11 protein-coding genes are annotated in these 15681 nt (G+C 63.9%); 10 read left to right on the top strand and 1 reads right to left on the bottom strand.

Going from position 1 to position 15681, the window contains the following annotated elements:
- Positions 1-157 precede the first annotated feature (157 nt).
- From ASD12_RS31805 to ASD12_RS31825, 5 genes are all read left to right on the top strand, one after another.
- The gene (locus ASD12_RS31805; RefSeq protein ID WP_056596922.1) at positions 158-1417 is read left to right on the top strand and encodes a sarcosine oxidase subunit beta; all 1260 of its coding nucleotides are present in this window, start codon (positions 158-160) and stop codon (positions 1415-1417) included.
- 17 nt (positions 1418-1434) lie between these two features.
- Entirely contained in the window at positions 1435-1746 is a 312-nt protein-coding gene (locus ASD12_RS31810) for a sarcosine oxidase subunit delta (protein ID WP_056596402.1), read from the top strand.
- Entirely contained in the window at positions 1743-4736 is a 2994-nt protein-coding gene (locus ASD12_RS31815; protein WP_056596405.1) for a sarcosine oxidase subunit alpha, read from the top strand. Before ASD12_RS31810 ends, ASD12_RS31815 begins: the two co-directional genes overlap by 4 nt.
- Entirely contained in the window at positions 4729-5316 is a 588-nt protein-coding gene (locus ASD12_RS31820) for a sarcosine oxidase subunit gamma (protein ID WP_056596409.1), read from the top strand. Before ASD12_RS31815 ends, ASD12_RS31820 begins: the two co-directional genes overlap by 8 nt.
- Before the next feature lie 278 nt (positions 5317-5594).
- Entirely contained in the window at positions 5595-7037 is a 1443-nt protein-coding gene (locus ASD12_RS31825) for an MFS transporter (RefSeq protein ID WP_056596412.1), read from the top strand.
- Between the two features lie 39 nt (positions 7038-7076).
- Here ASD12_RS31825 and ASD12_RS31830 read toward each other — a convergent pair whose 3' ends face one another.
- Positions 7077-7781 (bottom strand): nitroreductase, encoded by a 705-nt coding sequence (locus ASD12_RS31830; RefSeq protein ID WP_056596415.1) that lies wholly within the window; start codon positions 7779-7781, stop codon positions 7077-7079.
- Between the two features lie 204 nt (positions 7782-7985).
- Here ASD12_RS31830 and ASD12_RS31835 point away from each other — a divergent pair, with 204 nt between their 5' ends.
- From ASD12_RS31835 to ASD12_RS31855, 5 genes are all read left to right on the top strand, one after another.
- Positions 7986-8549 (top strand): XRE family transcriptional regulator, encoded by a 564-nt coding sequence (locus ASD12_RS31835; RefSeq protein WP_082525786.1) that lies wholly within the window; start codon positions 7986-7988, stop codon positions 8547-8549.
- A 92-nt stretch (positions 8550-8641) separates the two neighbouring features.
- Positions 8642-11095, top strand: a complete 2454-nt coding sequence (locus ASD12_RS31840) for an FAD-dependent oxidoreductase (RefSeq protein ID WP_056596422.1) — start codon at positions 8642-8644, stop codon at positions 11093-11095.
- Positions 11092-11997 carry a homocysteine S-methyltransferase family protein gene (locus ASD12_RS31845; protein WP_056596425.1) on the top strand — a complete coding sequence of 302 codons (906 nt, stop codon included), beginning with the start codon at positions 11092-11094 and terminating at the stop codon, positions 11995-11997. The genes ASD12_RS31840 and ASD12_RS31845 overlap by 4 nt, the downstream gene beginning before the upstream one ends.
- Positions 11990-13171, top strand: a complete 1182-nt coding sequence (locus ASD12_RS31850; RefSeq protein ID WP_056596427.1) for a pyridoxal phosphate-dependent aminotransferase — start codon at positions 11990-11992, stop codon at positions 13169-13171. Before ASD12_RS31845 ends, ASD12_RS31850 begins: the two co-directional genes overlap by 8 nt.
- Positions 13168-15621: an FAD-dependent oxidoreductase gene (locus ASD12_RS31855; RefSeq protein ID WP_056596429.1), complete on the top strand. Its 2454-nt coding sequence runs from the start codon at positions 13168-13170 to the stop codon at positions 15619-15621. The genes ASD12_RS31850 and ASD12_RS31855 overlap by 4 nt, the downstream gene beginning before the upstream one ends.
- Positions 15622-15681 lie beyond the last annotated feature (60 nt).

A 15681-nucleotide genomic window follows, 5' to 3' on the forward strand; every position in this document is an offset into this window, starting at 1 on the left:
GATCACTCACTCCTGCCTGATCGGCGGCTCATCCGATCATTGTCCCCGTCGATCCCTGAGCAATGCGTCGGCCAGTCGAAAGGCAATGGCGCAATATTGGCTTTGCGGATGCGGCCTGCTCTATAGTCTGCCGCATCGCCCGAACCGGATGACAATGATGGCAGAGTATTCGGCCTTTTCGCTGCTCGCGAACGCGCTCAAGGGAAACAGGGACTGGAAACCGGCCTGGCGCAAGCCGGACCCGAAGGCGTCCTATGATGTCATCATCATCGGCGGCGGCGGCCATGGGCTGGCCACCGCCTATTATCTTGCCAAGGAACACGGCATCACCAATGTCGCCGTGCTGGAAAAGGGCTGGCTAGGCTCCGGCAATGTCGGCCGCAACACCACGGCTGTGCGTTCGAACTATCTGCTGCCGGCCAACACCCGCTTCTACGAACATTCGATGAAGCTGTGGGAGAACCTGTCGCACGAACTTAACTACAACGTCATGTTCTCGCAGCGCGGCTGCCTGAATCTGGCGCACACGCCGGCCCAGTTCGACGACTATGCCAGGCGTGGCAACGCCATGCGCCATCTCGGCGTCGACGCCGAGCTGATGACGCCGGCGCAAATCAAACGTCTGATCCCGGCGCTTGATATCTCCGACAGCGCACGCTTTCCGGTGGTCGGCGGCCTGATGCAGCGGCGCGCCGGCACTGCCCGCCACGATGCGGTGGCCTGGGGCTATGCGCGTGGCGCCGACCGTCGCGGCGTTGACATCATCGAGAATTGCGAGGTCACCGGCTTCCTGCGTGACGGCGACCGCATCACCGGCGTGTCCACCTCGCGCGGCGACATCCGCGCCAAGAAGGTGGCCGTTGCGGTCGCCGGCAGCACCGGACGCGTCATGCAGCTGGCCGGCATCGACACGATGCCGATCGAAAGCCATGTGCTGCAGGCCTTCGTCACGGAATCGCTGAAACCCTTCATCGACACCGTCGTCACCTTCGGCATGGGCCATTTCTACATGTCGCAGTCGGACAAGGGCGGCCTTATCTATGGCGGCGACATAGACGGCTACAACAGCTACGCCCAGCGCGGCAATTTGCCTGTCGTCGACGAGGTGATGAGCGAAATGCTGGCGCTGTTCCCAGGTCTTGCCCGCGTGCGCATGCTGCGCTCCTGGGGCGGCGTCTGCGACATGTCGATGGACGGCTCACCGATCATCACAGCCGGGCCCCTGCCCGGCATGTATCTCAACTGCGGCTGGTGCTATGGCGGTTTCAAGGCGACGCCGGCTTCCGGCTGGTGCTTTGCCTGGACCATCGCCAAGGACCAGCCGCACGACCTCAACGCCCCCTTCACCCTCGACCGCTTCCATCGCGGCCTGGTGATCGACGACAAGGGCCAGGGTGCAAACCCCAGGCTGCATTAGGCATTAGGTAGAATCCAATGTTGATCACTTGCCCCTATTGCGGCCCGCGCGACGTCATCGAATTCACCTATCAGGGTGACGGCAACCGTGAGCGCCCCGACCCAGCTTCGCAGAATTTCGAAGCGTGGAACGCCTATGTCTACGACCGGCTGAACCCGGCCGGCGATCACAACGAGATTTGGCAGCATTCCGGCGGTTGCCGCGCTCATCTCAAGGTCGTGCGCAACACGCTGACGCACGAGATTTCCAGCGTTGTCTTCACACGGGGTGATCATGGGCGCGGCGATCATGGCTCGGCCGCGCGCGGCAAGGCGGAGGACAAGTCATGAGCCCGCGCCGCACCGACACGGGCGGCCGCATTGATCGGCTGAAAACCATCCGCTTCACCTTCGACGGCGCGCCCTACACCGGCCATGCCGGCGATACGCTGGCGTCAGCCCTGCTGGCCAAGGGCGTCACGCTTTACGGGCGCTCGTTCAAGTACCATCGCCCGCGCGGCCTGCTCACCGCAGGCGTCGAGGAGCCCAACGCCCTGGTGACGGTGTTGAAGGGCGAAGTCCGCGAGCCCAACATTCCGGCGACCATGGTCGAGATCCATGACGGGCTGGTTGCCATCAGCCAGAACCGCTTTCCCTCGCTTGCCTGGGACATCAATGCCGTCAATCAGCTTGGCGGCAAGGTCCTGTCGGCCGGCTTCTACTACAAGACCTTCATGGGACCGGTGTTCGGTCCGCTCAAAGGCACGCGCTTCTGGATGTTCTGCGAGCATTTCATCCGCCGCGCCGCCGGCCTCGGCAGCGCCGGATCGGCAAAGGATCCGGCCCGCTACGAACGCATGAACGCCTTTTGCGACGTGCTGGTGGTCGGCTCGGGCCCGGCCGGCCTGATGGCCGCGAAGGCCGCCGCAGATCAGGGCGCGCGCGTCATGCTGGCCGATCTCGAGCCGCGTTTCGGCGGCTCGGCCAACTGGTCCGATGAGACGATCGATGGCGCGCCGGCCGCCGATTGGGCCCGCCGCATCGTCGCCCAGCTCGAAGGCCGCGACAATGTCCGGCTTTTGCCGCGCACCACGGTGTGGGGCTACTACGACAACAACACGCTAGCCGCGCTCGAACGGGTCAGCGACCACAAGGAACAGCCCGGCAAGGGCGAGCCGCGCCATCGCTACTGGGCAATCCGCGCCAAATCCGTGGTCCTGGCCACCGGCGCCTTTGAGCGCCCGTTGGTCTTCCCCGGCAATGATCGGCCGGGCGTGATGCTGGCGCATGCCGCCGAGCGCTATGCCAACGAATTCGGCGTGCTGCCGGGCGAGCGGATCGCGCTGTTTACCAACAATGACAGTGCCTATCGGGCCGCCGTCGCCTTGAAGAAGGCCGGTGCCGCGGTCGTCGCCATCGCCGATGTCAGGCCGGAACTTTCGCCAGAGATGCGCAAGCTGGCCGCGGAAGCCGAGGCGGAGATATTCGCTGGCCATGCCGTCGTCGCCACCGAGGGCGGCAAAGCGCTGTCCGGCCTCAAGCTGCAACGCTTCGACATGACCAATGGCGCACTGATCGGCGATGCACGCAGCATCCATGCCGATTGCCTGCTGATGTCCGGCGGCTGGTCGCCGACCATCCATCTGGCCAGCCAGGCCGGCGCCAAAGCGGAATGGAACGCCGCGCGGCAGGCTTTCCTGCCGCCGAAGCCGACACAACAATGGATCGGCGCCGGCGCTTTCACCGGCAGTTTTTCCACCACCGAAGCCATCGCCGAAGGCCGCGCCGCCGGCCTGGCCGCGGCCGGCGGACAGAGCACACCGGCTGTATTGCCGGTGGTAGAAGCCGTGCCCGGCGATCCCGATCCCGCCCCGGTGTTCGAGATCAGGGCCAAAGGCAAGAGCTTTGTCGATTTCCAGCACGACGTGACAGCCGAGGACGTGCGGCTGGCGCATCGCGAAGGCTTCGTCTCAGTCGAGCATCTGAAGCGCTACACCACGCTCGGCATGGCGACCGACCAGGGCAAGAGCTCCAACGTCCCTGGCCTTGCCATCATGGCCGAAGCGCTGGGCAAGCCGATACCCGAGGTTGGCACGACGCGCTTCCGGCCGCCCTTTGCGCCGGTATCGATCGGCTCGCTGGCGGCGGAACGCTTCGGCGACCTGAAGCCCGAGCGGCTGACCCCGATGCATGACTGGCACCTCGCCAATGGCGCGACGATGTACTCCGCCGGCCTCTGGTACCGCCCGATGATCTACGGCCATGCCGGCGAGACGGTCGAGCAAGCCTATGTGCGCGAAGCCAAGGCGACGCGCGAAAGCGCCGGCATCGTCGATGTCTCGACGCTGGGCAAGATCGCCGTGCAAGGCCCCGATGCCGCCGCATTCCTCGACCGCGTTTATACCAACATGTTTTCGACGCTGGCCGTCGGCAAGGCACGCTACGGTCTGATGCTGCGCGAAGACGGCCTCGCCTTCGACGACGGCACCACATGGCGGCTTGGCGAGCAGGATTTCCTGATGACCACCACCACGGCCAATGCCGGCAAGGTGATGCAGCATCTGGAATATTTCCTCGACGTGATCTGGCCGGAGCTCAAGGTGCACGTCACCTCGGTGACCGACGAATGGGCAGGTGCCGCGATCGGCGGGCCGAAGGCCAGGCAGATCCTCGCCGCCTGTGTCACCGGCACAGCCGTCGACAATGCGACCCTGCCCTTCATGGGCATCGTGCGCGGCGAGATAGCAGGCGTGCCGGTGATGATCTGCCGGCTTTCCTTCTCCGGTGAAATGGCCTTCGAGGTCTATTCCGGCGCCGGCCACGGCACCCATGTCTGGGAAGCGCTTGTCGAGGCCGGCAAGCCGTTTGGGCTGGTCACCTACGGGCTTGAGGCGCTGGGCACGATGCGCATCGAAAAGGGCCATGTCACCGGCGCCGAGATCGACGGCCGCACCACGGCGCGCGATTTGCATCTCGACTGGATGCTATCGAAGAAGAAGCCGTTCATCGGCTCGGCGATGATGGATCGCGAAGGCCTGATCGCGTCCGACCGTCTGGAACTGGTCGGCCTGATTTCGCTCGACAACAAGCCGCTCAACGGCGGCGCTCACATCGTCGAAGAGGTTGACGAAGCTAATCCGCACGGCTCGATCGGCCACATCACCGCCTGCTGCTACTCGCCGGCGCTCGGCAAGCATATCGCGCTGGCGCTGGTCAAGGGCGGCAAGGCACGGCAGGGCACGCGCGCCCATGTCTCCGATCCCTTGCGCAACCGGTTCGGACCGATCGAGATCGTCTCCAACCACTTCTTCGACCCGGACGGGAGCCGCATGCATGGTTGAGCGCCAATCACCGCTTGAGCCGGAGTTTCACGTCGGCTCGCACGGCAATTTCGAGCATGGCGTCGAGATCCTGCTGACCGAAACGAGGCCGGGCTCGATCGTGCAGGTCGCCGCCTGGCCGGGCGAGGAGAAGAAGCTGATATCAGCCATCCGCACCGTTGCCGGACTTGCTCTGCCCGATGGCGCCGGCGGCGGCGTGAGCGACGGTGTGAAGTCGGTGTTCGGCTTCGCGCCAGGAAAGTTCACCGTTGCCGACGAGGCCGAAGGGCTGGCCGCGGCCTTTGCCAGGGTGGTAACGCCGGCCATCGGAACGGTGACCGACCTTTCACACGGCCGCACCGCCATCCGCATCGCCGGTCCGAAGGCCGAATGGGTGCTGGCGAAATTCTTCGCCATCGACTTCGCGCTGCCGGCCTTTCCCATCGGCGCCGGCCGTTCGACCACCCATCACGACATCTTCGTTCAGATCCAGCGCACCGGCGCCGACCAGTTCGACATCTATGTCTTCCGCTCCTTCGCACGCTCGTTCTGGAAGGCGCTCTGTCACGCCAGCGAGGAAGTCGGCTACGAGGTGCAATAGAGCAGTTCCAGGAAAAGTGTGAAACGGTTTTCCGTCCGGAATTGCGTCAAAACAAAGAGTTAGAGCAACTCACCGTTTCAGTGAAACGGATATTGCTCTAACTGGTGCAGCCAGCTGGCCCCATCGCTTCCGTTTCTGGCATCAACGCCAACCGGTTCTGCCGCTAGAGAATCGCGCCGCTCGCGCCCATGATGGAAAAATGGCCGCCCAACCGGCCCCAAGGGATATGAAAATCCCTTCTTCAAGAGTCGGCACATTCGTTTGGTTCGAACATCTCCATGACCGCTGAACTATCCGCCGGCGCCACGGATCGCGCCGATGTGCCGGCCAGAGCCCTGCTCCTGCTGCCGCTGACGGTCGCCTGCGGTGTCTTCATGACCAGCCTCGACCAGAATGTCGTGGTCACGGCGCTGCCCGGCATCAGCGAAAGTCTCGGCCGTCCACCGAGCCAACTCGGCCTGCTCATCACCGTCTATGTCGCCAGCCTGATCATCTCGATGCCGCTTGGCGGCTGGGCCGCCGACCGCTTCGGCTTGCGCAATGTCTACTGCTTTGCCTTGCTGGTGTTCGCCGCCTCGTCGGCCCTGTGCGGACTGTCTGATAATATCTGGATGCTGGTTGGTGCCCGTGCGCTGCAAGGCTTCGGCGGCGCCTTGATGGGTACGCTCGGCCAGGTCGTCATCCTGTCGACCTTTCCGCGCAGCCGCACACTCAAGATCAACATGTATATCTCGCTGGCCGGCCAGTCCGGACCGTTGGTCGGCCCGCTCGTTGGCGGCGCGCTGACCACCTACATTTCCTGGCGCTGGATCTTCTTCATCAATGTGCCGTTCGCACTGGCTGCGGCAATTCTTGCCGCCTCGCTGTTTCCTACGATGACCAAGCCCGTGCGCACGCCATTCGATTTTCCGGGCTTCCTGCTGGTCGGCAGCGGCATGGTCCTGCTGGTCTTTGGCATGGATTCGCTTGCCGCCAAGGACGCTGCCGGCGGTATCATCGCCGGCGAACTGGCGCTGGCGCTCGTCATCCTGACCGTCGGCTCGTTCTACTGCCTGCGCGTGCGCAATCCGCTGCTCGATCTCAAGCTCTTGCGTATCCGCACCTTCCGCATTTCGTTCCTCACCGGTGGCGGGCTGGATACGATCGGCCTCAGCTCGGTCGTCTTCCTGCTGCCGTTGATGTTCCAGCTCGGCTTCGGCATGAGCGCGGTGCAGGCAGGATCGCTAACCTTCGTCGCCGCGGTCGGCTCGGTGGCAATGCGCTTCTTCATGCCGCGCGTCCTCAACCGTTTCGGCTTCCGCCGCGTGCTGGTCTACAACACGCCGATCGTCGCCGCCATGGTAGCGGGCTTTGCCTTGATGCAAGCGACCACACCGGTCTGGATCGTGCTTGCCTACATCTTCGTCTTCGGCGTCTTCCGCTCCGCGCAATGGGCCTCGACCGGCAACCTCGCCTATTCCGACATCGCGCCTGAACAGCTCGCCCGCTTCAGCGCGCTCTATTACATATTGTGGCAGCTGGCGGTGGCGATCAGCGTCGGCTTGGCCGCCGCGGCATTGTCGTTTCTGGCCGGGGACGGGCCAGCCATCGCCGACGACTTCCGCATCCTGTTCGTGATCGAGGGCGTCATCACGCTCTGCGCGCTGCTCGCCTACCTCAAGCTGACGCCGCAGGACGGCGCCCATGTCAGCGGCCACGGCGCCCAGATGAACACGGAATAGTGCATGCCGCCCATTTCGGCCGACTGGCCAGGGCAGCCGCTATTCGCTGAACGTCACCCACTCTGCCAGCGGTACGCGGTCGGTGCGGAAGGTGTTTTCGGGCTTGGAAATGTCTTCACGGCCAAGCGCCATACCGCAGACGACGATCTCTTCGTCCGGAATGTTGAGCACCGGCCTGATCTGCCGGTGATAGGGCGCGAACGCCGCTTGCGGACAGGTGTGCAGACCCCTGCCCCGCGCCGCGACCATGATGTTCTGCAGGAACATGCCGTAGTCGATCCATGAGCCCTGGTTGAGCCGGCGATCGATGGTGAAGATCATGCCGACCGGTGCGTCGAAAAAGACGAAGTTGCGGTCGTGCTGGGCGCGCATTTTGTCGACCTCGCGGCGACCAATGCCGAGCGCGCCATAGAGGCCGAAGCCGTTGGCGCGGCGGCGGGTCAGATAAGGCTCGAAGAACTGCGTGGGATAGTAGCGGTACTCGTCCCAATCGGCCTTTTCGGCGCGAATGCCGGAATTGAGAATGGCGTCTGATATCCGCTGCTTGGTCTCGCCCTTGGTGACGTAGACCTTCCATGGCTGCATGTTGGTGCCTGACGGAGCCCGCGCCGCAACCGCCAGAATGGCGCGGATGGTGTCGTCGTCGACCATGTCGGGCAGAAATGCGCGCACCGAACGGCGCGACAGGATCGCCTCGTCGACAATCTCGGCATCGCCCGCAATTCGGGTGTTGTTTTTCAGCATGGGCCGTCCCTTAACCCTCGTCTCGACCGGACGTCCCCACTCGCCGTTCGTGCCCGAGCCTTTGCATGAACCGCCAAAATCGTGCAAGCAAATCTTGTGCATCCGTGAAAATCCGCTTGATTTTTTCACGAGCTTGATCTCTCATGAAATTTGACGGCTTTATTTCATGAAGTGAGCGTTTTGCCTTCGCCTACAGCAAGAACATTGCAGGGACCTGACGAACGCGTGCTGGCCGGCGATATCAGGGCCTTGCGCCGGGCGCGCGGGCTGACGCTCGCCGAAATTGGCCTGGAGCTTGGCCGTTCGGTCGGCTGGGTCAGCCAGGTCGAGCGCGGCCTGTCGACGCCATCGCTCGGCGATCTCAGGGCCTTCGCCGAACTGTTCGGTGTGCCGATCAGCCTGTTCTTCAGCCATGACGTGCCTGTCGAAAGCGAGCGCGGCGTGGTCGTGCGTGCCGGCCGGCGCCGCACGCTTGGCACAAGCGAATCCGGCCTGGTGGAGGAGCTTCTGTCGCCCGATCTCGGCGGTAGTTTCGAGATGGTGCGTTCGGTGTTCGCGCCGGGCGCTGAGCTGAAGGCCGAGGCGCAGCGGCCGACCGAGGAAGCCGGATATGTCGCGTCCGGGCTGTTCGACATCGAGATAGCAGGCGTCTGGCATCGGCTTGGCGAAGGCGATTCCTTTCGCTTCGAAGGCAAGCCTTACCGCTGGCGCAATCCGGGGACCGAGCCGGCAATTGTCATCTGGGTGGTTTCGCCGCCAGTTTATTGAATGCATGTCGCCCAAAAGTGTGCAGCGGTTTTGGGACAACGATATGCATCAAAACAAAAAAGCGCGACGCGCTGAATGTGTGGGAGAAGAACATGGCGGGTTTGCCGAGCACGGCGCGCGTGGTGATCATTGGAGGCGGCGCCGTCGGCACCTCCTCGCTCTATCATCTGGCCAAGGCCGGCTGGACCGACTGCGTGCTGCTCGAAAAGAACGAGCTGACCTCCGGCTCGACCTGGCATGCCGCCGGCAATGTGCCGACCTTCTCCTCGTCCTGGTCGCTGATGAACATGCAGCGCTATTCGACCGAGCTTTACCGCGGGCTGGCCGACGCGGTCGACTATCCCATGAACTATCACGTCACCGGCTCGCTGCGCCTTGCTCATACGAAAGAGCGCATGCAGGAATTTCAGCGCGCCAAGGGCATGGGCCGCTACCAGGGCATGGACATCGACATTGTTGGCGTCGACGAGATCAAGCGCCGCTATCCCTTCATCGAGACGCATGATCTGAAAGGCGCGCTCTACGATCCGAGCGATGGCGACATCGACCCGGCGCAGCTCACCCAGGCGCTGGCCAAGGGCGCGCGCGACATGGGCGCGAAGATCATCCGCTTCTGCCCGGTCACAGGCGTGCGCCGTGAGAACGATGAATGGGTGGTCGAGACGGCACAAGGCGAGATCCGTTGCGAGATCGTCGTCAATGCCGCCGGCTACCGCGCCGCCGAAGTGGGCCGGATGTTCGGCCGCGATGTGCCGATGATGGTGATGAGCCATCAGTACATCCTGTTCGAGGAGATCCCCGAGCTGGCGGCATGGTCGAAAGAACAGGGCAGGAAACTGCCGCTGCTGCGCGACGTCGACACTTCCTATTATCTGCGCCAGGAGAAGAACGGCATGAACCTCGGCCCCTATGAGCGCAATTGCCGCGCGCATTGGGCTACCCACAACGACCCGATGCCTGAGGACTTCTCCTTCCAGCTGTTCCCCGACGATCTCGACCGGCTGGAACATTATCTGGCCGACGCCGTCGCCCGCGTGCCGATCCTGGGCACCGCCGGCCTGTCCAAGGTCATCAATGGGCCGATCCCCTACACGCCGGACGGCAATCCGCTGATCGGCCCGATGCCTGGCGTTCCCAATGCCTTCGAGGCCTGCGTCTTCACCTTCGGCATCGCCCAGGGCGGCGGCGCCGGCAAGGTGCTGGCCGAATGGGTGACCGAGGGCCAGACCGGATGGGACATGTGGTCGTGCGATCCGCGCCGTTTCACCTCCTTTGCCTCGGCGCCGGACTATTGCGTCGCCAAGGGCATGGAAATCTACGGCAACGAATACGCCATCCAGTTTCCGCGCCATGCCTGGCCTGAGGGCCGCGACCGCAAGCTGTCGCCGATCCACGATCGCATCAAGGCGCTCGGCGGCCGCTTCGATGCCTACAACGGCTGGGAACGCGCCACCTGGTATGCGAAAGATGGCGATGATGTTTCGGAGGAAGCGACGCTGACCTTCCGCCGCGAAGGACCGTGGCACCATCGTGTGCGCGAAGAATGCCTGGCCGTGCGTGACGCCGCCGGCATTTTGGACCTGCCGGGCTTCTCCCGCTTCAACCTGGAAGGCCCGGGAGTCGCCGAATGGCTGAGCCTGCAGGTCACCGGGCTGGTGCCGAAGCCCGGCCGCATCGGCCTCGTCTATTTCGCCGACGACAAGGGCCGCATCGTCACCGAAATGTCGGTCGTGCGCCACGACGAGAATCTGATGACGCTGATTACCGCCGCTGTGGCGCAGTGGCATGATTTCGAGTGGCTGAAATCGCGCCTGCCCAAGGACGCGCCGTTCAGGCTGATCGACAGGACAGAGGAATTCTCGACCCAGATCCTGGCGGGCCCCAACTCGCGAACAATCCTCGCCGATGTGTGCGACGCCGACCTCACTCTGCCATGGCTGACGCATCAGGAGACAAAAATCGCCGGCCGCTGGGCGAAACTCGTGCGCGTCTCCTTCGCCGGCGAACTCGGCTGGGAAATCCACACCAGGGTGGACGACACCGCCGCCATCTTCGATGCCGTCTGCGCGGCAGGCCAGCAGCACGAACTGAGGCCGTTCGGCATGTATGCGCTGGATTCGCTCAGGCTCGAAAAAGGCTACCGCACCTGGAAGGGCGACCTGTCGACCGACTATTCGATCCTGCAGGGCGGGCTGGAGCGCTTTGTCAAATGGGACAAGCCCGACTTTCGCGGCAAGGCGGCACTCCAGAATGAAAGGCAGCAAGGCGTGAAAAAGCGCTTCGTCACGCTGGTCGTCGAGAACCCCGGCGATTGTGACGCCCCTTCGGTGTCGACGCTGTGGCATGACGGCAAGATCGTCGGCGAGACGACGTCAGGTGGCTGGGGTCATCGCGTCGACAAATCGATCGCGCTCGGCATGCTGCGCGCCGACCTGGCTGAACCCGGCACCGCCATCGAGGTCGAAATCTTCGGCGAGCGTTTTCAGGCGATCGTGCAGCAAGATGAACCCCTGTGGGATCCGAAGAACGAGAGGCTGCGCGCATGAAGAAGGTCATCCTGACCGATGGCGGCATGGGCCAGGAACTGGTTCGTCGCAGCCAATCCGAGCCGACGCCGCTATGGTCGGCACGGGTGCTGATCGACGAACCGGATCTGGTGCGCGACCTGCACGCGGAATTCATCCGTGCCGGCGCCCGCGTCATCACCATCAACACCTATTCTGCGACACCAGAACGCTTGGCGCGCGAGGGCGCGGAAGACCTCTTCAAGCCGCTGCAGAAGCGCGGCATCGAATTGGCCAGGCAAGCTTGCGAGCAGGCCGGCGAGGCAGCCATCGCCGGCTGCCTGTCGCCGCTTTTTGGCAGCTACGCGCCGGCGCTGACCATTTCATATCAGGATACGCTCGACATCTATCGCCGCATCGTTGCCGAGCAGGCGGATGGCGTCGACCTGTTCCTGTGCGAAACCATGGCGTCGGCTGATGAGGCGCGCGCGGCAGTCACCGCGGCATCCGAGAGCGGCAAGCCGGTATGGGTGTCGTGGACGCTGGCCGATCATGGCAAGCCGCGGCTGCGCAGCGGCGAGACAATAGCCACCGCGGCAGGCGCGCTCGACGGCTTGGTCGTCGCCGCGCGGCTGCTCAACTGCTGCCGGCCCGAAGCGATCGCCGCTGCCTTGCCTGAACTGATCGACCTCGGCGGCCCGGTCGGTGCATATGCAAATGGCTTCACCTCCACCGAAGCGCTCAAGCATGGCGGCACCGTCGATGTGCTGCATGCCCGTCACGACCTTGATCCGGAAGCCTATGCCAACCAGGCGATCGGCTGGGTCGAAGCCGGCGCCGACATTGTCGGCGGTTGCTGCGAAGTCGGACCACCGCATATCGCCGCTCTGCGCGACCGGGTCGAACAGGCCGGCTACGAAATTTCGGGAGTTTTGCATGCCTAGACCATCATCGCGCATTTCCGGCATCGTTCCTTCGGGCAAGGACGGCTGGGAAGTCCATTCAGCCGCCTGGGCCCGCAAGGCGGCCGGCGAAGACATCATCATGCTTTCGGTCGGCGATCACGACTTCGACACGCCGTCGGAAACGATCGAAGCCTGCGTTGCCGCGGTTCGCGGCAGCAACCACCACTACACCCCGCTTTCCGGCCTGCCGCGCCTGCGCAAGGCAATGGCGGCGGCCTCGAGCGCCTGCACCGGCGTCGAGACGACGCCGGATCAAGTCATCGCCACGCCGGGCGGCCAGGCCGCACTCTACGCGGCCGTACAAGCCGTGCTCGACCAGGGCGACCACGCTATCGTGGTGGCGCCCTATTACGCTACCTATCCCAACACGTTCAGCGCCGCAGGCGCCAGTTTCACCGTGGTCGAGACACCCGCCGACGATGGCTTCCAACCGCACGCAGAGATGATCCGTGCCGCACTCCGGCCCAACACGCGCGCCATTCTCATCAACACACCGAACAACCCCACCGGTGCGGTCTATTCGCGAGAGCGGCTGGAGCAACTCGCCGAGATCTGCCGGGAGCATGACCTCTGGCTGCTGTCGGACGAAGTCTACTGGACGCTGGGCGGCGGCGAGCACGTTTCGCCACGCTCGCTGCCCGGCATGGACGAGCGCACGCTGGTCATCAATTCGATGTCCAAGAGCCACGGCATGACCGGCTGGCGCATGGGCTGGCTGACCGGTCCTGAAGCGATGATCACGCTGCTCACCAATCTCAATCTGGTGACAACTTACGGCCTGCCGGCCTTCATCTCGATCGCCTGCGCCGAGGCGCTTGAGAACCGTTACGGCGTCAAGGAGATCGCCGAACGCTACGCCGCGCGCCGCTCCGTCTTCCTCGATGCCGTGCGCGGCATGAACGATGTCACCGTGCGCGGCTCCGAAGGCGGCATGTATGTCATGCTCGACATCGGCGACATCGAGCCGGACGACGAGAAATTCGCCTTCGCTTTCCTCGACAAGGAGAATGTCGGCGTGATGCCGGGCTCCAGCTTCGGCGAGGCAGCCGCCGGCCATATTCGCATCAGCCTCTGCCAGCCCGAACCCATGCTGCAGGAAGCAGCGCTCCGGCTGCGCCGCTTTGTTTCCAGCTACCGTCGCGAGGCCGCATGAATACCCAGAAAACCATGCCCGCCAAGGCAAGGGCCGTCATCATCGGCGGCGGCGTCTCCGGCTGTTCGGTCGCCTACCACCTCGCGAAGCTCGGCTGGACCGATATCGTGCTCCTGGAGCGCAAGCAGCTGACGTCAGGCACGACATGGCATGCCGCCGGCCTGATCGGCCAGTTGCGCGGTTCGCAGAACATGACCCGGTTGGCGAAATATTCGGCCGACCTCTACGTCAAGCTGGAAGCCGAGACCGAAGTCGGCACCGGAATGCGCCAGGTCGGCTCGATCACCGTGGCGCTGACAGAAGAACGCAAGCACGAGATCTACCGGCAAGCATCGCTCGCTCGCGCCTTCGATGTCGATGTCCGCGAGATTTCTCCCAATGAGGTCAAGCAGATGTACCCGCATCTGAATGTCTCGGACGTCGTCGGCGCCGTGCACCTGCCGCTCGACGGCCAATGCGACCCCGCCAACATCGCCATGGCGCTGGCCAAGGGCGCGCGCCAGCGCGGCGCCACCATCGTCGAGAATGTGAAGGTCACCAAGGTCCACACCAAGGCCGGCCGCGTCACCGGCGTGTCCTGGGCACAGGGCGAAGACCAAGGCACCATCGAGGCCGACATCGTCGTCAATTGCGCCGGCATGTGGGCGCGCGAACTGGGCGCACAGAACGGCGTCACCATCCCGCTGCACGCATGCGAGCATTTTTATCTCGTCACCGAGCCGATCCCCGGCCTCACCCGCCTGCCGGTGCTGCGCGTGCCCGACGAATGCGCCTACTACAAGGAGGACGCCGGCAAAATGATGCTGGGCGCCTTCGAGCCGGTGGCAAAGCCATGGGGCATGGACGGTATCCGCGAGGATTTCTGCTTCGACCAACTGCCGGAGGACATGGACCATTTCGAGCCGATCCTCGAAATGGGCGTCAACCGCATGCCGATGCTGGCAACCGCGGGCATCCACACCTTCTTCAACGGTCCCGAGAGTTTTACGCCCGACGACCGCTACTATCTCGGCGAGGCGCCGGAACTGCCCGGCTACTGGATGGCGACCGGCTACAATTCGATCGGCATCGTCTCCTCCGGAGGCGCCGGCATGGCGCTGGCGCAGTGGATCAATGACGGCGAGGCCCCCTTCGACCTGTGGGAAGTCGACATCCGCCGCGCCCAGCCGTTCCAGAAGAACCGCCGCTACTTGAAGGAGCGCGTCTCCGAAACGCTCGGCCTGCTCTATGCCGACCATTTCCCATATCGCCAGATGGCGACTTCGAGGAATGTCAGGCGCTCGCCGTTGCACGAGCATCTGAAGGCGCGCGGCGCGGTGTTCGGCGAAGTCGCCGGCTGGGAGCGCGCCAACTGGTTTGCCCGTGAGGGCCAGGAGCGCGAATACCGCTATTCCTGGAAGCGCCAGAACTGGTTCGACAACCAGCGCGAAGAACACCTCGCGGTCCGGAACGGCGTCGGCCTGTTCGACATGACCTCATTTGGCAAGATCCGCGTCGAGGGCCGCGACGCCTGCGCCTTCCTGCAAAAGCTGTGCGCCAACGACATGGACGTGGCCCCGGGCAAGATCGTCTACACCCAGATGCTCAACCAGCGCGGCGGCATCGAGAGCGACCTGACGGTCTCGCGGTTGTCGGAAACGGCGTTCTTTCTCGTCGTCCCCGGCGCCACGCTGCAGCGCGACCTGGCCTGGCTGCGCAGGCACATCACCGATGAATTCGTCGTCATCACCGATGTGACGGCGGCCGAAAGCGTGCTCTGCCTGATGGGGCCGGATGCGCGAAAACTGATCCAGAAGGTCAGCCCGAACGATTTCTCGAACGAAACCAATCCGTTCGGCACGTTCCAGGAGATCGAGATCGGCATGGGCCTGGCCCGCGCGCATCGTGTCACCTATGTCGGCGAACTCGGCTGGGAACTCTATGTCTCGACCGACCAGGCGGCCCATGTTTTTGAAGCGATCGACGAGGCCGGCGCCGGAGTCGGCCTGAAACTCTGCGGCCTGCACACGCTGGATTCCTGCCGCATCGAAAAGGCGTTCCGGCACTTCGGCCACGACATCACCGACGAAGACAATGTGCTGGAAGCCGGCCTTGGCTTCGCAGTCAAAACGGCCAAGGGCGACTTCATTGGCCGTGATGCGGTTTTGAAGAAGAAGGAAGCTGGTCTGTCACGCCGACTGGTCCAGTTCCGGCTGAAAGACCCGCAACCCCTGCTCTTCCACAACGAGGCGATCTTGCGCGACGGCAAGATCGTTGGCCCGATCACGTCTGGCAATTACGGCCATCACCTCGGCGGCGCCATCGGGCTGGGCTATATCGAGTGCCAGGGCGAGAGCGAGGCTGATGTGCTGGCTTCATCCTACGAGATCGAGATTGCCGGCGAGCGCTTTGCGGCGCAAGCGTCGCTGAAGCCGATGTACGATCCGAAGTCGGAGCGGACGAGGATGTAGCACCCCTTCCTTCGCCCCGTTTACGGGGAGAAGGTGGCCCGAAGGGCCAGATGAGGCGTC

It is taken from the genome of Mesorhizobium sp. Root102, assembly GCF_001425625.1.
In the GTDB taxonomy this organism is placed as follows: domain Bacteria; phylum Pseudomonadota; class Alphaproteobacteria; order Rhizobiales; family Rhizobiaceae; genus Mesorhizobium.